This is a genomic window from Streptomyces sp. NPDC042336, from assembly GCF_055581985.1.
In genome coordinates this window covers 675,665-691,413 of record NZ_JBVJEA010000001.1, presented here as the reverse complement: position 1 = coordinate 691,413, position 15,749 = coordinate 675,665, and the positions used below count along the sequence as shown (strand labels likewise).

Below are 15,749 nucleotides of genomic sequence, written 5' to 3'. Positions count from 1 at the left end.
GACGCATGACCGCGCAGCCCGCGCCCCGACTGACCCGTCTCCTCGAAGCCCTCCTGGACGTCGGCACCGCGCTCGATCTGCGCAGCGTCCTGCAGCACATCGTGGACGGCGCCGCCGAACTGACCGGCGCCGCCCGCGCGGCCCTGGAAGTCGCCGACCCCGCCGGGGGCGGCCTCGCCGAGATCCGCACCCCGGGCCCGGATCCGGCACCGGGGACGGCGCCCCTGCTGCGGGTGCCGATCCACGTAGGGGACGAGGAGTTCGGCGAGCTGCGGCTGGCCCGGCGGCCCGGCGACGCCCCGTTCACCGTCGAGGACGAGCAGCTGCTGCGGGTCCTGGCCACCCAGGCCGGTGTCTCGATCGGCAACGCCCGGCTGTACGAGACGGCCCGGCAGCGCGAGCGCTGGATCGAGGGCGCGGCGGCCGTCACCACCGCGCTGCTCACCGAGGAGGGCGCCGACGACGCGCTGACCACGGTGGCCGAACGGGCCCGGCTGCTCGCCGGGGCCTCCGCGGGCGTCATCCTGCACCCGACCGCCGAGGGCGGCATGGCGATCGTGACCGCCTCGACGCCCGACGACCCGGACGGCATCGTCGGCGCGACCATCGCGCCGGGCAGCCCCGTACTGGAGCAACTGCTCGGCGGCGAGCCGGTGTTCATCGACGACTCGGCGACCGACCCCCGCATGACGACCCATGTGCGGCACCGCTTCGGGCCGAGCATGATGCTGCCGCTGCGGGCGGGCGGCCGGCTCATCGGCACCCTCGCCCTGCCCCGCCGGCGCGGCGGGCGCCCGTACACGGACCTGGAACGGCTGCTCGCGACGCAGTTCGCCTCACAGGCGGCACTCGCCCTCGTCCTGGCCGACGCCCGGCGCGGCAGGGAGCGGCTGGCGGTCTACGAGGACCGCGACCGGATCGCCCGCGACCTGCACGACCTGGTGGTGCAGCGGCTGTTCGCCACCGGCCTGATGCTGGAGTCCACCCAGCGCCGGCCGGGCGCCGACGACGTCCGCGACATCCTCGGCCGTGCGGTGGACGAGCTGCGCTCCACGGTCCAGGAGGTCCGCACCACCATCTTCGCGCTCCAGCAGCCGCCCGCGGACCCGTCGACCGGGCTGCGCGGCCGGGTCCTGCGCGAGACCGCCTCCGCCGCCGCCCGGCTCGGCACCACGCCGTCGGCCCGCTTCAGGGGTCCCGTCGACGCCCTGGTCCCCGACCGGGTCGCCGACCGCCTCCTCACCGCCCTCCGCCGGGCCCTGGCGGACGCCTCCGCGCGCCCGGACGTCTCCCGCGTCGAGGTCACCGTGGAGACACCCGCCACGCTGCCGGAGGGCCGGGAGGGCGTACGCCTGAGCGTCCTCGTCGACGACGGGCGGGCCGAGGCGCGGGGGACGACGGTCACGTGGTGGGCGCCGCTCTAGCGGATGGTGCCGGCCTCCCGGAGGGGGTACCCGTCCCGTGACCGCCCCACAGGAGGAGGTAGCACGATGAGCGAGTCGACCCCGTCCCAGGCCGAGGGCGAACGCGACGACGAGCCCGACACCCCGGACGTGCCGCACACCACTCCCTCCCAGGCGGAGGGCGAACGCGAGGACGAAGCCGGGAGCGCTGTGAACGCCGAGAGCACCGAGAAGGAACCGGAATCCCGGTGACGCGGCGCCACCGCGGGCCAGAAGGTTTCTGCAGAGGTGATGCGGAGTGGGGCGGGTGGGACTCGAACCCACGGCCGACGGATTATGAGTCCGCTGCTCTAACCGGCTGAGCTACCGCCCCATAGCGGCGTGTCGCGTACACCTGTGCGCGCCGTCTGCCGCAGCATAGCCGCTCATACGATCTCCTGCCTCGGATGGTCGGCTTCCACGGCTGCCTTCATGACCTTGAAGACTCCGCAGCGTGCCGCGTGGTTCCCGGGACTTGAGAACACATGAGGGGCACATGAAAAAGGACCCCGAAGGGTCCTCGTTCACGGTGCTCCCCCGACTGGACTCGAACCAGTAACCTGCCGGTTAACAGCCGGCTGCTCTGCCAATTGAGCTACGGAGGACCGAGCTCCCCGGACTGGACTCGAACCAGTAACCTGCCGGTTAACAGCCGGCTGCTCTGCCAATTGAGCTACCGAGGAATGTCGGTGTCGCATCGAACGCGTCAGCCTGGGTATTCGCCAGGGGGCGCGCGCTCGCTGCGACACATACATTAGCGCAAGCAGGGGGGTGCTCCGCCAATCGGTACTCGCCAGCACCCCGGAGCCAGTGAAGGGAAGGGTGGCCGCCATGCGTTACCGGCTCACGTTCGTCGTCGGACTAGCGGTGGGTTACGTGCTCGGCACGAAGGCCGGGCGGGAGCGTTACGAGCAGTTGCGGAAGTCCGCGCAGCAGGTCGCGCAGAACCCGGCCGTGCGCAACACCGCGGAGTCCGCGGCCCAGCAGGGCAGGCACTTCGCCGACAAGGCGTACCACGTGGTGAGCGACAAGGTCGGTGACCGGATGCCCGACTCGGTGGCCCACCGGGTCCGCTCACTGCGGGAGCGCGGCAGCAACGGCAGCGGTCCCGACGACTGGGGCACCAGCAACACCTGAGGTCCCGGTACGGGGACCTCGGCCGGTGCGGCAGAATTTCGGGTATGGGGATAGTCGCCGGGTTGGACAGTTCGCCCGATTTCACGCGTATCGTCGTCTGCGATTCGGACACGGGTGCCGTGCTGCGCCAGGGCTACGCGCCGCACCCGCTGGAGAGCCCCGAGGGCGGGGGCAGGCCCGCGGACGTCGATCCGCAGGCCTGGCTCCTCTCCCTCGGGGAGGCGGCCGGCGGCGGGCTCCTGGAGGGCGTGCAGGCCATCGGCGTGTCGGCGCAGGCCAACTCGGTCGTGCCGCTGGACGCGCAGGGCAACACCGTGCGCCCGGCCATGGTCGGCGGCGACAAGCGCTCCCAGGTGGCGGCGGCCGACCTGATCGACGCGCTCGGCGGGCGGGAGGCCTGGGCGCAGGCCGTGGGCTCGGTGCCGCAGGCCGGGCAGCCGGTGACGAAGCTGCGCTGGCTGGCGCGGAACGAGCCGGAGGCCGCCGCGCGGACCGCCGTACTGCTGCAGGCTCACGACTGGCTGGTGTGGCAGCTGCTCGGGCGGCCGGCCCGGCGGAGCACCGACCGGGGCGGGGCGTCGGGCACCGGGTACTGGTCGGCGGCGACCGGCGGTTACCGGCCGGACCTGGTCGAGCTGGCGCTCGGGCACCAGGCGGTGCTGCCGGAGGTGATCGGCCCGGCCGACGCGGCCGGTACGACGCCGGAGGGGCTGCTGATCTCCGCGGGCACCGGTGAGACCCAGGCCGCCGCCTTCGGGCTCGGGATCGGCCTCGGCGACGCGGTGGTGTCGCTGGGCGCGTCCGGGTCCGTGATGGCCGTGCACACCGAGCCGCTCGTCGACCAGTCCGGGATGATCACCGCCCTGGCGGACGCCACCGGCATGCACCTGCCGGTCGTCACCACCCTGAACGCCGTACGTGCCCTGCGCGGGACCGCCGAACTGCTCGGGGTGCCGGACCTGGAGAGCCTGTCCGAGCTGGCGATGAAGTCGACGCCCGGGTCGCACGGGCTGGTGCTGCTCCCCTATCTGGAGGGTGAGCGGACGCCCAACCTGCCGCACACCGCGGGCACCCTGGCCGGTCTCCGGCGCGAGTCGATGAGGCCGGAGCACCTGGCGCGGGCCGCGTTCGAGGGGATGCTGTGCGGTCTCGCCGACGCCCTGGACGTACTGCGCGGCCGGGGCGTGGACGTACGGCGGGTGTTCCTGCTCGGCGCGGCGGCCGAGCTGCCGGCCGTGCAGGCGGCGGCGCCGGCGCTGTTCGGGACGCAGGTCGTCGTGCCGCAGCCGGCGGACTACGCGGCGATCGGCTCGGCCCGCCAGGCGGCCTGGGCGCTGGGCGTCTCCCGGGGCACGCTGGACCCGCGCACTCCCCCGGTCTGGCGGGGCGCGGTGGCGCAGGTCCTGGAGCCGGGCGAGGAGCTGGCGGTGGGGCAGGCCGTGCGCCAGCAGTTCGTGTCGGTGCGCGAGCAGACGCACCCCGGCGCGCTGTGAAGCGGAGGCTTACCGCCCGTAGGCCGGAATTTGCCGCGCTCTTGGGTTAATCGGTTTAGGTAACGCGGGTGGAGTGTTCGACGATAGGGGCCAGGGGCAACCAACCGCGGCCCCTGTCGCCGACTCCGAGAGACTCAGTGTGCTCATACGACTACTGCGGACCTATCTCAGGCCCTACAAGAAACCCATCGCCCTGCTGGTGGCGCTGCAGTTCCTGCAGACCTGTGCCTCCCTCTACCTGCCGACCCTGAACGCGGACATCATCGACGACGGTGTCGTGAAGGGTGACTCGGGCTACATCCTGAGCTACGGCGCCCTGATGATCGGCATCTCGCTGGCCCAGGTGGTCTGCAACATCGGTGCCGTCTTCTACGGCGCGCGCACCGCGGCCGCCCTCGGCCGGGACGTGCGGGGTGCCGTCTTCGACCGGGTGCAGTCCTTCTCGGCGCGCGAGGTGGGCCACTTCGGCGCGCCCTCGCTGATCACCCGGACCACCAACGACGTCCAGCAGGTCCAGATGCTGGCCCTGATGACGTTCACGCTGATGGCGTCGGCGCCGATCATGTGCGTGGGCGGCATCGTGATGGCGCTCGGTCTGGACGTGCCGCTGTCCGGGGTGCTGCTCGGGGTCGTGCCGGTGCTGGCGATCTGCGTCACGCTGATCGTGCGGAGGCTGCGCCCGCTGTTCCGGAAGATGCAGGTGCGCCTCGACACGGTGAACCGGGTGCTGCGCGAGCAGATCACCGGCAACCGCGTCATCCGCGCCTTCGTGCGCGACGAGTACGAGCAGCAGCGCTTCCGGAAGGCCAACACCGAGCTGACCGAGGTGGCCCTCGGCACCGGCAACCTGCTCGCGCTGATGTTCCCGGTGGTCATGACGGTGGTGAACCTGTCGTCGATCGCGGTGGTGTGGTTCGGCGCCCACCGGATCGACAGCGGCGGGATGCAGATCGGCGACCTGACCGCGTTCCTCGCCTACCTCATGCAGATCGTCATGTCCGTGATGATGGCCACCTTCATGTTCATGATGGTGCCGCGCGCGGAGGTGTGCGCCGAGCGCATCCAGGAGGTCCTGGAGACCGAGAGCAGCGTCGTGCCGCCCCTGGCCCCGGTCACCGAGCTGCGCAGGCACGGGCACCTGGAGATCCGGGAGGCGGGCTTCCGCTACCCGGGGGCCGAGGAGCCGGTGCTCAGGAACATCGGCCTGGTGGCCAAGCCGGGCGAGACGACCGCCGTCATCGGCTCGACCGGCAGCGGCAAGTCGACGCTGCTGGGCCTGGTCCCCCGCCTCTTCGACGCCACCGAGGGCGAGGTGCTGGTCGACGGGGTGGACGTGCGGACCGTCGACCCGAAGACGCTGGCCAAGGTCGTGAGCCTGGTGCCGCAGAAGCCGTACCTCTTCGCCGGCACGGTCGCGACCAATCTGCGCTACGGCAATCCGGACGCCACCGACGAGGAGCTGTGGCACGCGCTGAAGGTGGCGCAGGCCAAGGACTTCGTCTCCGAGCTGGAGGGCGGGCTCGACGCGCCGATCGCGCAGGGCGGCACCAACGTGTCGGGCGGTCAGCGGCAGCGGCTCGCCATCGCCCGGACGCTGGTCCAGCGCCCGGAGATCTACCTCTTCGACGACTCCTTCTCCGCCCTCGACTACGCCACCGACGCGGCGCTGCGGGCCGAGCTGGCGCAGGAGACCGCCGAGGCGACGGTGGTGATCGTGGCGCAGCGGGTGGCGACCATCCGGGACGCGGACCGGATCGTCGTGCTGGACGAGGGGCGGGTGGTCGGCGTGGGCCGGCACCACGAGCTGATGGCGGACAACGAGACCTACCGGGAGATCGTGCTCTCCCAGCTGACGGAAGCGGAGGCTGCCTGATGGCCGGGCCTGCGGGTCGCATGATGGCCGGGGGCGGACCCGACCAGCGTTCGATGGACTTCAAGGGGTCGGGCAAACGGCTCGTCGCCCAGTTCCGGCCGGAGCGGGCGACGCTGTTCACGCTGCTGGCGTGCGTCGTCGTCAGCGTCGGCCTCAACGTGGTGGGGCCGAAGATCCTCGGCCGGGCCACCGACCTGGTCTTCGCGGGCATCGTCGGGCGGGACATGCCGTCGGGTGCCACGAAGGAGCAGGTCCTCGCCTCCATGCGGGAGCGCGGTGACGGCAATGTCGCCGACATGCTCCGCAGCACGGACTTCACCCCGGGCCAGGGCATCGACTTCGGCGCGGTGGGCGAGGTGCTGCTGCTCGCGCTGGCGACGTTCGCGGTGGCCGGGCTGCTGATGGCGGTGGCCACGCGGCTGGTGAACCGCGCGGTGAACCGGACGATGTTCCGGCTGCGCGAGGACGTGCAGACCAAGCTGTCCCGGCTGCCGCTGTCGTACTTCGACAAGCGCCAGCGCGGTGAGGTGCTCAGCCGCGCCACCAACGACATCGACAACATCGGGCAGACGCTCCAGCAGTCGATGGGCCAGCTGATCAACTCGCTGCTCACCATCATCGGTGTGCTGGCGATGATGTTCTACGTCTCCTGGATCCTGGCGCTGGTCGCGCTGGTGACGGTGCCGCTGTCGTTCGTGGTGGCCACGCGGGTGGGCAAGCGGTCGCAGCCGCAGTTCGTGCAGCAGTGGCGCTCGACGGGGCAGCTGAACGCGCACATCGAGGAGATGTACACCGGGCACGCGCTGGTGAAGGTGTTCGGGCGGCAGGAGGAGTCGGCCGAGCAGTTCGCCGAGCAGAACGACGCGCTCTACGAGGCCGGGTTCAAGGCGCAGTTCAACAGCGGCATCATGCAGCCGCTGATGATGTTCGTGTCCAACCTGAACTACGTGCTGGTCGCGGTGGTCGGCGGGCTGCGGGTGGCCTCGGGCCAGCTGTCCATCGGCGACGTGCAGGCCTTCATCCAGTACTCCCGGCAGTTCTCGATGCCTCTGACGCAGGTCGCCTCGATGGCGAACCTGGTGCAGTCCGGCGTGGCGTCGGCGGAGCGGATCTTCGAGCTGCTGGACGCCGAGGAGCAGTCGGCGGACCCGATCCCGGGCGTGCGGCCCGAGGACCTGCGCGGCCGGGTGGAGCTGGACCACGTGTCCTTCCGCTACGACCCGGAGAAGCCGCTGATCGAGGATCTGTCGCTGAAGGTGGAGCCGGGTCACACGGTCGCCATCGTCGGCCCGACGGGCGCGGGCAAGACCACGCTGGTCAACCTGCTGATGCGGTTCTACGAGGTGTCCGGCGGCCGGATCACCCTGGACGGCGTCGACATAGCGAAGATGTCCCGGGACGAGCTGCGGGCCGGCATCGGCATGGTGCTCCAGGACACCTGGCTGTTCGGCGGCACCATCGCGGAGAACATCGCGTACGGGGCGTCGCGGGAGGTCACCCGCGGGGAGATCGAGGAGGCCGCGCGGGCGGCGCACGCCGACCGGTTCGTACGGACGCTGCCCGACGGCTACGACACGGTGATCGACGACGAGGGCACGGGGGTGAGCGCGGGTGAGAAGCAGCTGATCACCATCGCGCGGGCGTTCCTGTCCGACCCGGTGATCCTGGTCCTCGACGAGGCGACGTCGTCCGTGGACACGCGGACGGAGGTGCTGATCCAGAAGGCGATGGCGAAGCTGGCGCACGGGCGGACGTCGTTCGTGATCGCGCACCGGCTGTCGACGATCCGGGACGCGGACACGATCCTGGTGATGGAGGACGGGGCGATCGTGGAGCAGGGGGCGCACTCCGAGCTGCTCGCGGCCGGGGGTGCGTACGCGCGGCTGTACAAGGCCCAGTTCGCGCAGGCGGTGGCCGAGGTGGGCTGACCGCGCTCTTACTCCAGATAGCCCCTCAGCTGGTCCGCGTAGGCGTGGTCGCGGAGTTTGTTGAGGGTCTTGGACTCGATCTGGCGGATGCGTTCGCGGGTGACGCCGAAGAGGCGGCCGATCTCCTCCAGGGTGCGGGGGCGGCCGTCGACCAGGCCGTAGCGGAGCTGGACGACCTTGCGTTCGCGTTCGCCGAGGGTGGAGAGCACCGCGTCCAGGTGCTGGCGCAGCAGCAGGAACGCGGCCGACTCGACGGGGCTGGCGGCGTCGCCGTCCTCGATGAGGTCACCGAGGGCGACGTCGTCCTCCTCGCCGACCGGGGCGTACAGGGACACCGGCTCCTGGGCCAGGCGCAGCACCTCGCCGACGCGCTCGGGGGCCAGGTCCAGGTGGGCGGCGACCTCCTGCGGGGTGGGCTCGTAGCCGCGTTCCTGGAGCATCCGGCGCTGGACGCGGACGACCCGGTTGATCAGCTCCACGACGTGGACGGGGACGCGGATGGTGCGGGCCTGGTCGGCCAGGGCGCGGGACATGGCCTGGCGGATCCACCAGGTGGCGTAGGTGGAGAACTTGTAGCCCCGGGCGTAGTCGAACTTCTCGACCGCCCGGATCAGGCCCAGGTTGCCCTCCTGGACCAGGTCCAGCATGGTCAGCCCGCGGCCGACGTACCGCTTGGCCACCGACACCACGAGCCGCAGGTTGGCCTCGATCAGGCGGCGCTTGGCGAGGCGGCCCATGACGACGAGCCGGTCGAGGTCGTGGGCGAGGCGGCTGTCGAGGTCGGGGGTGCGCCGCAGCTTCTCCTCGGCGAACAGCCCGGCCTCCACCCGCCGGGCGAGGTCGACCTCCTCGGCCGCGGACAGCAGCGGAATCCGCCCGATCTCGCGCAGGTACTGCCGGAACAGGTCGGAGGAGGGGCCGCCGGACTCCGTACGGGTGGGCGGCGGCGGTTCCGGGGGCTCGGGCACGTCCTCGGGGGCGCCGGGGTGGTGTCCGGCCGCCCCGGCACCGGGTTGCGCGGGCATCGCGACGAGCACGTCGCGCTCCGCGTCCGGCTCCGCGCCGCCGGTACCGGTGTCGGTCTGGGTGAGGGTCTGGGTCTGCACGGGGCGACCTCCAGGATGGACGCGGCCGGCGGGGGCCGGCGGCGGTACGACGGGGGCGGAGCCGGCTCGCTCGCCGCTGTCCGCCTCGCACGCGTGCCCTCGGGCACCGCCCCCAGTGTGGGGTACGACACATCACCGCCACGAGGGGCGTGCGGTGACTTTTTGCGTCCGCGCCGTGACCGAGGGGTGGCCCGCGGGTGTTCCCCGGGTCGGTCCTAGAGCGCGGCGGCGCCGTGTTCGCGCAGGTTTTGGTCGTACTGCTGGAGGATCCACAGCTCGTTCTGCACGGCGGCCAGTTCGGCCGGGTCGCCGTGGCCGGACAGGCGGGTGAGGCGGCCGGTGATGTCGCGGATGCGGCGCTCGACGGCCCGGCGGCGGACCGTGACGAGCTGGGCGCCCGCGTAGACCTCGTCGACGCCCTTGACGCCGCGGTGCAGCATGATCGCCTCGACCGCGAGTTCGGTGACCATGGCGCGGACGGCGTCGTCGGGGGCGGCCTCGCGGACCCGGACCAGGTAGTCCTGCGGGTCCTGGACGCCGAACTCGGCGCCGCCCGCCTCCATGATCGCCTCGCGTACGGCGGCGTAGGGCGGGGCGGTGAACTCGTCGACGCCGTACGCGTCGAAGGCCGGGGAGACCAGCTCGGGGCGCTGGAGGGCGAGCTTGAGCAGCTCACGCTCGGTGGCGAAGACCGGGTTGCGGAGGTTGAGGGCGGGGCCCCGGGGGGCGGTCCGGGCGGGCCCGGCCTGCTGCTGCGGGCCGCTGCCGCGCTGCCGCTGGTCGGGGGCGGGGCCCTTGCCGCCGCGGTCGCGGGCCCAGCGGGCCAGCTGGGCGATCCGCTTGACCACGAACTGGGTGTCGAGGATGCCGAGCATCCCGGCGAGCTGCACGGCGACCTCGTGCTGGGCGCCGCTGTTCTTGATCCGGGCGACGACCGGGGCGGCCTCGTCGAGCGCCGAGGCGCGGCCGGCCGGGGTGTCCAGGTCGTAGCGGGAGACGATCTGGCGCAGGGCGAACTCGAAGAGCGGGGTGCGCGGCTCGACCAGGTCGGCGACCGCGTCGTCGCCCTTGGCCAGGCGCAGGTCACAGGGGTCCATGCCGTCGGGGGCGATGGCGATGTACGTCTCGGCGGCGAACTTCTGGTCGTCCTCGAAGGCGCGCAGGGCCGCCTTCTGTCCGGCCGCGTCGCCGTCGAAGGTGAAGATCACGCGGGCCGAGCCGTTGTCCATCAGCAGCCGGCGCAGGATCTTGATGTGGTCGCCGCCGAAGGCGGTGCCGCAGGTGGCGATGGCGGTGGTGACCCCGGCGAGGTGGCAGGCCATGACGTCGGTGTAGCCCTCGACGACCACGGCGCGGGACGCCTTCGCGATGTCCTTCTTGGCGAGGTCGATGCCGTAGAGGACCTGGGACTTCTTGTAGATCGCGGTGTCGGGGGTGTTCAGGTACTTCGGGCCGTTGTCCGACTCGTAGAGCTTGCGGGCGCCGAAGCCGACGACGTCGCCGCCGATGTCGCGGATGGGCCACATCAGCCGGCCGCGGAAGCGGTCGATGGGGCCGCGGCGGCCTTCCTGGGCAAGGCCGGAGAGCAGCAGCTCCTTGTCGCTGAAGCCCTTGCCGCGCAGGTAGCGGGTGAGGTGGTCCCAGCCCTGGGGGCTGTAGCCGACGCCGAAGTGCTCGGCGGCGGCCTGGTCGAAGCCGCGGTCGGCGAGGAAGGCGCGGCCGGTGTCCGCCTCGGGGCCGGTCGCCAGCTGCTCCGCGTACCACTGGGCGGCGATCTTGTGGGCCTCGACCAGGCGGATGCGCTCGCCGCGCTGGTGCGCCGGGTTGTACCCGCCCTCCTCGTACCGCAGGGTGATGCCGGCCTGGCCGGCCAGGCGCTCGACCGCCTCCGAGAAGGTGAGGTGGTCGATCTTCATCACGAACGTGATGGTGTCGCCGCCCTCCTGGCAGCCGAAGCAGTGGAAGAACCCCTTGCTCGGACTGACCTGGAAGGACGGCGACTTCTCGTCGTGGAAGGGGCACAGCCCCTTCAGGTTGCCGCCGCCCGCGTTGCGCAGCTGGAGGTACTCCGAGACGACGGCGTCGATCGGGACCGCGTCCCGTACCGCCTTCACGTCCTCGTCGTTGATCCGTCCTGCCACGCGTGAAGTCTACGGGGCGGCACCGACATGTCCGGGCCCGGCCGGGCGGGCTCCGCCGGCGGTGCGTCTCGCCGCGCGGCGGCTGTCCGGCGCGGTACCCCCGGGGTTCGGCCGGGGGTCCGGGGGCTGTCCCCGGGAGTCGGGGTCGGCGACGGTACGGCAGCTAGGCGACGAGGCTTTCCAGCGCTACGTGCGGGTTCGCCAGCGCCTCCGGGTCCACCCGGGTCTTCGAGCGGATCAGCTGCTGGATCGGCTCCGTGACGTCCCACACGTTGACGTTCATCCCGGCCAGCACCCGCCCCTCCTTCAGCCAGAAGGCGATGAACTCGCGCTTCGCCGCGTCCCCGCGGATCACCACCTGGTCGTACGACCCGGCCGGCGCCCAGCCGGAGTACTCCATGCCCAGGTCGTACTGGTCGGTGAAGAAGTAGGGCACGCGGTCCTGGGCGAGGCCCTTGCCGAGCATCGCGCGGGCGGCGGCCGGGCCGCCGTTCAGGGCGTTGGCCCAGTGCTCCACACGCAGGCTGGTGTCGAAGAGGGCGTGGTGGAAGGAGGCGACGTCGCCCGCCGCGTAGACGTCGGGGTCGGAGGTGCGCAGGTTCTCGTCGACGGCGATGCCGCCGCCGTGCACGCGGTCGGCGATCTCCAGACCGGCGGCCTGGGCGAGCGCGGTGCGCGGGCCGGCGCCGATCGCGGCGAGCACGTCGTGCGCGGGGTGTTCCTCGCCGTCGTCGGTGCGGGCGGCCAGCACCATGCCGTCCTGGCCGACGATCTCGGTCAGCTTCACGCCGAAGCGGAAGCGGACGCCGTGCGCCTCGTGCAGTTCGGCGAAGACGGCGCCCAGTTCGGGGCCGAGGACGCCGTGCAGCGGGGTCGGGGACGGCTCGATGACGGTGACCTCCGCGCCGTACTCACGGGCCGCGGCCGCGACCTCCAGGCCGATCCAGCCCGCGCCGGCGATCACCAGGTGCCCGTTGTCCCGCCCGAGGGAGGCGAGGACGCCCTTGAGGCGCTCGGCGTGGGCCAGGCGGCGCAGGTGGTGGACGCCCGCGAGGTCGGTGCCGGGGACGTCCAGGCGACGGGGCTCGGCGCCGGTCGCGATGAGCAGCTTGTCGTACCTGACGTGGGTGCCGTCGTCGCCGTAGTGGACGGTCTTGGCGGCGCGGTCGATCGCGACGACCGTCTGGCCGAGGTGCAGCTCGATGTCGTGCCGCGCGTACCAGGCGGGCTCGTGCACGAAGACGCTGTCCCGTTCCTCCTTGCCGAGCAGGAAGCCCTTGGACAGCGGCGGGCGCTCGTAGGGGTGGTCGCGTTCGTCGCAGACGAGGATCACCCGGCCGGTGAAGCCCTCCGTGCGGAGTGTCTCGGCCGCCTTCGCGCCCGCCAGGCCGCCTCCGACGATGACGAATGTCTGATCCGCGTCGACCACTTGTTTGCCTCCTCGTCAGGGTGCCGCCACATGCGAGCGTCCCGCACGCGGCGTGGTGCGGGAAGGGGGAACGACCCGATCAGGCCACGACCTGAAGCGTTCCGACCGCCCGAGTACCGCCTTCCGGGCGATCGTGGCGCCGCCGGGTCACACCCGTCCCGCCGCCAGTCTCATGGATGCCCCGTCAGGCGGGCGTGAAGCGAGCGGGCCGAGGCGTCGGTGAGGGAGGCGATCTGGTCGACGATCACCCGTTTGCGCGCCCGGTCGCCGTCGGCCGCGTCGAACAGGGCGCGGAACTGGGGGTCGAGTCCGTCGGGTGCGCGGGCGGTCAGCGCCTCGGCCAGCTCCGCGACGACGATCCGCTGGTCGGCGCGGAGCCGCTCCTGCTCGGTGCGCTGCATGACGTAGCGGACGGCGACCGCCTTGAGGACGGCGCACTCCATGCGGGTCCCGCGGGGCACCACCAGTTCGGCGGTGTACCGGGTGAGCCGGCCGCCGCCGTACGCCGCCCGGGTGGCGGCCTCGGCGGCCAGGCAGAAACGGCCGATGAGCTGGCTGGTGGCGTCCTTCAGCCGCGCCTGGGCGACCGCGGAGCCGTCGTAGCCGTGCGGCCACCAGTCCTGGGCGAGGAGCCGGTCGAGGGCGGCGGCGAGTTCGGCGTGGTCGGTGCCGGCCGGGACGTAGCGGCCGACGGCGGCCTCGAAGACCGCCTCGCGCTCGGGGTCGGCGAGCAGGCAGTTCGGGTCGACGTGACCGGCGTGCAGGCCGTCCTCGACGTCGTGCACGGAGTACGCCACGTCGTCGGCCCAGTCCATGACCTGGGCCTCGAAGCAGGTGCGGGCGTCGGGGGCGTCCTTGCGGAGCCATTCGAAGACGGGGCGGTCGTCGTCGTACACCCCGAACTTGGGCGAGAGCGGGTCGTGCGGGTGGGCGCCGCGCGGCCACGGGTACTTGGTCGCGGCGTCGAGCGTGGCGCGGGTGAGGTTGAGCCCGACGGAGCCGTCCTCGGTGAACCGCTTGGGCTCGATGCGGGTGAGCAGGCGGAGGGACTGGGCGTTGCCCTCGAAGCCGCCGCAGTCCTCGGCGAAGGCGTTGAGCGCCTGTTCGCCGTTGTGTCCGAAGGGCGGGTGGCCGAGGTCGTGCGCGAGGCAGGCCGCCTCCACGAGGTCCGGGTCGCAGCCGAGGGCGGCGCCCAGCTCCCGGCCGACCTGGGCGCACTCCAGGGAGTGCGTGAGGCGGGTGCGGGGGCTGGCGTCCCATACGGGGCTGCCCTCCCCCGGCGCGACGACCTGTGTCTTCCCGGCGAGGCGGCGCAGCGCGGAGGAGTGCAGGATGCGGGCGCGGTCGCGCTGGAAGGCGGTGCGGCCGGGGCGTTTGTCGGGTTCGGGGGCGTAGCGGGCCACTGATGCGGGGTCGTACGGGGTGGGGGGTGCGGTGCCTTCCATGTCATGAACAGTAAGGGGAAGGTGTGACAGTCGGGGGCCTGCTCGTCCGCCGGGTTCTGCAGTCGTGCGACCACGGGCCGTCCGTGGCTTGTCGCGCGGTTCCCCGCGCCGCTCAGGGGGCGGCCATCGCCAGGCATTCAGAAGTGCCGCGCGTCTTCCTGGTCTCTTCGTAGCGGCGCAGGAGCAGGTGGGCCATCGACGGGTGGGTGCCCAACGGGGCCGATGCGATCCACGGGGCCGCCGCCGCGCACTCGGTCGCGAAGCGGCCCGGGGCCGTGAAGCAGGAGGCGACGGCCACTCTGCGGTGGCCCCGGGCGGTCAGCGCGCGCACGGCCTCCGGGACCGTCGGGGTCGCCGCCGAGGCGTACGCGGGGACGACCGGGACGCCGAGGCGGGTGGCGAGGAGCGCCGCCGTGCGGGCCGTGTCCCTGCGGGAGGCCGGGGCGCGGGAGCCCGCCGAGGCGAGGACGACGGCGTGTTCCGGGCCCGCGTGCGCGGGCCACCCGGCCTCGGTGAGGCGGTCGTGCAGGGCGTCGACGAGCAGGGGGTGCGGGCCGAGCGGGGCGGCCACGCGGGTGCGGGCCGGTGCGGCGGCGGCCATCTCCGGGATGTCCCGTCCGACGTGGTGGCCGCGGCTGAGCAGGAGGGGGACGAGGACCGCCTCCCCGTCGCCGAGGGCGGCCAGGGTGTCGGGGAGGAGCGGGGCGTTCAGTTCAATGTGGCCGAGGTGCACCGGCAGTCCGGGGCGCAGGGCGCGGACCCGGTCCAGGAGGGCCCGTACGGTGCTGAGCGCGCGGGGGTCGCGGCTGCCGTGGGCGACGACGACCAGGGCGGGGGTGCCGCCGGTGGCCGCTCTGGTCCTGTTGCTCGTCACTGTCGTCGCCGTCATGTACCGAGAGTGGCCGCCGGACGTTGCCTCCCGGTTGCGTGGGTGTCACGGGGATTTTCCGTCGGTTCACACGGCACCGCCCCCCTCGTGTGAGCGATGCCGGGTGAACCGGACGGCCCGCCCGGACGTCCCTGGTGTCAGGGACCGACCGAGGAGGGGACCGTTCGATGCGCCGCCCGAGACTTCGCCGCCCGCGCCTGCCGCGCACCCGGAAGGGGCGGCGGCGGCTGGTACGGGCGGTCGTGGCCGGGTGCGTGCTGGCCCTGCTGCCCGCCACGTGGCTGCGCCTGGTCACGGACGACCGGCTGCGCACCGTCGCCGACGTGCCGCGCACCGAGGTCGCGGTCGTCTTCGGCGCCGGGCTGTGGGACGGGGAGCCGTCGCCGTACCTCGCGCACCGGCTGGACGCGGCGGCGCGGCTGTACCGGGCGGACCGGATCGAGGTGGTGCTGGTGACCGGGGACAACAGCCGCGAGGAGTACGACGAGCCGGACGCCATGCGCGCCTACCTGGTCAGGCACGGCGTCCCGGACGGGCGGATCGTCAGCGACTACGCGGGGTTCGACACCTGGGACTCCTGCGTCCGGGCCAAGCGGATCTTCGGCGTCGACCGGGCGGTGCTGATCAGCCAGGGCTTCCACATCCGGCGGGCGGTCGCCCTGTGCCAGGAGGCGGGGGTGACGTCGTACGGGGTCGGGGTGGCCGACGAGCACGACGTGACCTGGTACTACGGGGGTGCCCGGGAGATCCTCGCGGCGGGCAAGGCGGCGCTGGACGCGGTCTTCGAGCCGGACCCGCACTTCCTCGGTCCCCGTGAGCCGGGGGTGGCGCGGGCCCTGGCCGACGCCGGATGACGCCTGCCTCAC

The 15,749-nt window shown here is 72.7% G+C and carries 12 protein-coding genes and 3 tRNA genes; 7 read left to right on the top strand and 8 right to left on the bottom strand.

Features of this window, described 5'->3' with window-relative positions; genetic code table 11:
• Positions 1-5: 5 nt before the first annotated feature.
• A complete protein-coding gene (locus tag ACZ6IM_RS03205) occupies positions 6-1,424 on the top strand; it encodes a GAF domain-containing sensor histidine kinase (RefSeq protein WP_052842419.1) in 1,419 nt (472 codons plus the stop codon).
• Between the two features lie 66 nt (positions 1,425-1,490).
• On the top strand, positions 1,491-1,655 hold the full coding sequence (locus tag ACZ6IM_RS03200) for a hypothetical protein (protein WP_469553996.1): 165 nt from the start codon (positions 1,491-1,493) through the stop codon (positions 1,653-1,655).
• A gap of 47 nt (positions 1,656-1,702) precedes the next feature.
• Here the strand turns inward: ACZ6IM_RS03200 and ACZ6IM_RS03195 are convergent.
• The 3 genes from ACZ6IM_RS03195 to ACZ6IM_RS03185 all read right to left on the bottom strand — a co-directional run bounded on the left by ACZ6IM_RS03195 (position 1,703) and on the right by ACZ6IM_RS03185 (position 2,125).
• Positions 1,703-1,776, bottom strand: a tRNA-Ile gene (locus ACZ6IM_RS03195).
• Between the two features lie 198 nt (positions 1,777-1,974).
• Positions 1,975-2,047 (bottom strand) — tRNA-Asn (locus tag ACZ6IM_RS03190).
• A gap of 5 nt (positions 2,048-2,052) precedes the next feature.
• Positions 2,053-2,125: transfer RNA gene (locus tag ACZ6IM_RS03185), tRNA-Asn, on the bottom strand.
• A gap of 148 nt (positions 2,126-2,273) precedes the next feature.
• On the opposite strand from ACZ6IM_RS03185, the gene ACZ6IM_RS03180 reads away from it, so the two are divergent.
• The 4 genes from ACZ6IM_RS03180 (at position 2,274) to ACZ6IM_RS03165 (ending at position 7,873) form a co-directional block, all read left to right on the top strand.
• On the top strand, positions 2,274-2,579 hold the full coding sequence (locus ACZ6IM_RS03180) for a YtxH domain-containing protein (RefSeq protein ID WP_016326153.1): 306 nt from the start codon (positions 2,274-2,276) through the stop codon (positions 2,577-2,579).
• Between the two features lie 44 nt (positions 2,580-2,623).
• Entirely contained in the window at positions 2,624-4,072 is a 1,449-nt protein-coding gene (locus ACZ6IM_RS03175; RefSeq protein ID WP_052842420.1) for a xylulokinase, read from the top strand.
• Positions 4,073-4,211: 139 nt separating this feature from the next.
• Positions 4,212-5,945, top strand: a complete 1,734-nt coding sequence (locus ACZ6IM_RS03170; RefSeq protein ID WP_052842421.1) for an ABC transporter ATP-binding protein — start codon at positions 4,212-4,214, stop codon at positions 5,943-5,945.
• The gene (locus ACZ6IM_RS03165) at positions 5,945-7,873 is read left to right on the top strand and encodes an ABC transporter ATP-binding protein (RefSeq protein WP_469553994.1); all 1,929 of its coding nucleotides are present in this window, start codon (positions 5,945-5,947) and stop codon (positions 7,871-7,873) included. The genes ACZ6IM_RS03170 and ACZ6IM_RS03165 overlap by 1 nt, the downstream gene beginning before the upstream one ends.
• An 8-nt stretch (positions 7,874-7,881) precedes the next feature.
• Here the strand turns inward: ACZ6IM_RS03165 and ACZ6IM_RS03160 are convergent, their stop codons facing one another.
• The 5 genes from ACZ6IM_RS03160 to ACZ6IM_RS03140 all read right to left on the bottom strand — a co-directional run bounded on the left by ACZ6IM_RS03160 (position 7,882) and on the right by ACZ6IM_RS03140 (position 14,883).
• The gene (locus ACZ6IM_RS03160) at positions 7,882-8,979 is read right to left on the bottom strand and encodes an RNA polymerase sigma factor (protein WP_052842423.1); all 1,098 of its coding nucleotides are present in this window, start codon (positions 8,977-8,979) and stop codon (positions 7,882-7,884) included.
• Between the two features lie 215 nt (positions 8,980-9,194).
• Positions 9,195-11,120, bottom strand: coding sequence for a DNA primase (gene dnaG, locus ACZ6IM_RS03155; RefSeq protein WP_052842424.1), 1,926 nt, complete (start codon positions 11,118-11,120; stop codon positions 9,195-9,197).
• Positions 11,121-11,283: 163 nt separating this feature from the next.
• On the bottom strand, positions 11,284-12,549 hold the full coding sequence (locus tag ACZ6IM_RS03150; protein ID WP_469553993.1) for an NAD(P)/FAD-dependent oxidoreductase: 1,266 nt from the start codon (positions 12,547-12,549) through the stop codon (positions 11,284-11,286).
• A 170-nt stretch (positions 12,550-12,719) separates the two neighbouring features.
• Entirely contained in the window at positions 12,720-13,994 is a 1,275-nt protein-coding gene (locus ACZ6IM_RS03145; RefSeq protein WP_052842426.1) for a deoxyguanosinetriphosphate triphosphohydrolase, read from the bottom strand.
• A 112-nt stretch (positions 13,995-14,106) separates the two neighbouring features.
• The gene (locus ACZ6IM_RS03140) at positions 14,107-14,883 is read right to left on the bottom strand and encodes a sirohydrochlorin chelatase (RefSeq protein WP_469553991.1); all 777 of its coding nucleotides are present in this window, start codon (positions 14,881-14,883) and stop codon (positions 14,107-14,109) included.
• Positions 14,884-15,050: 167 nt separating this feature from the next.
• Here ACZ6IM_RS03140 and ACZ6IM_RS03135 point away from each other — a divergent pair, with 167 nt between their 5' ends.
• Positions 15,051-15,737, top strand: coding sequence for a SanA/YdcF family protein (locus ACZ6IM_RS03135; RefSeq protein ID WP_052842428.1), 687 nt, complete (start codon positions 15,051-15,053; stop codon positions 15,735-15,737).
• Positions 15,738-15,749 lie beyond the last annotated feature (12 nt).

What these genes read in the sequence shown, in the direction of transcription:
- ACZ6IM_RS03180 (WP_016326153.1), top strand. Translation starts at nt 2,274, where the DNA reads ATGCGTTACCGGCTCACGTTCGTCGTCGGACTAGCGGTGGGTTACGTG.
- ACZ6IM_RS03175 (WP_052842420.1), top strand. Translation starts at nt 2,624, where the DNA reads ATGGGGATAGTCGCCGGGTTGGACAGTTCGCCCGATTTCACGCGTATC.
- ACZ6IM_RS03135 (WP_052842428.1), top strand. Translation starts at nt 15,051, where the DNA reads ATGCGCCGCCCGAGACTTCGCCGCCCGCGCCTGCCGCGCACCCGGAAG.
- ACZ6IM_RS03145 (WP_052842426.1), bottom strand. Translation starts at nt 13,994, where the DNA reads ATGGAAGGCACCGCACCCCCCACCCCGTACGACCCCGCATCAGTGGCC.
- ACZ6IM_RS03200 (WP_469553996.1), top strand. Translation starts at nt 1,491, where the DNA reads ATGAGCGAGTCGACCCCGTCCCAGGCCGAGGGCGAACGCGACGACGAG.
- ACZ6IM_RS03140 (WP_469553991.1), bottom strand. Translation starts at nt 14,883, where the DNA reads ATGACGGCGACGACAGTGACGAGCAACAGGACCAGAGCGGCCACCGGC.
- ACZ6IM_RS03165 (WP_469553994.1), top strand. Translation starts at nt 5,945, where the DNA reads ATGGCCGGGCCTGCGGGTCGCATGATGGCCGGGGGCGGACCCGACCAG.
- ACZ6IM_RS03205 (WP_052842419.1), top strand. Translation starts at nt 6, where the DNA reads ATGACCGCGCAGCCCGCGCCCCGACTGACCCGTCTCCTCGAAGCCCTC.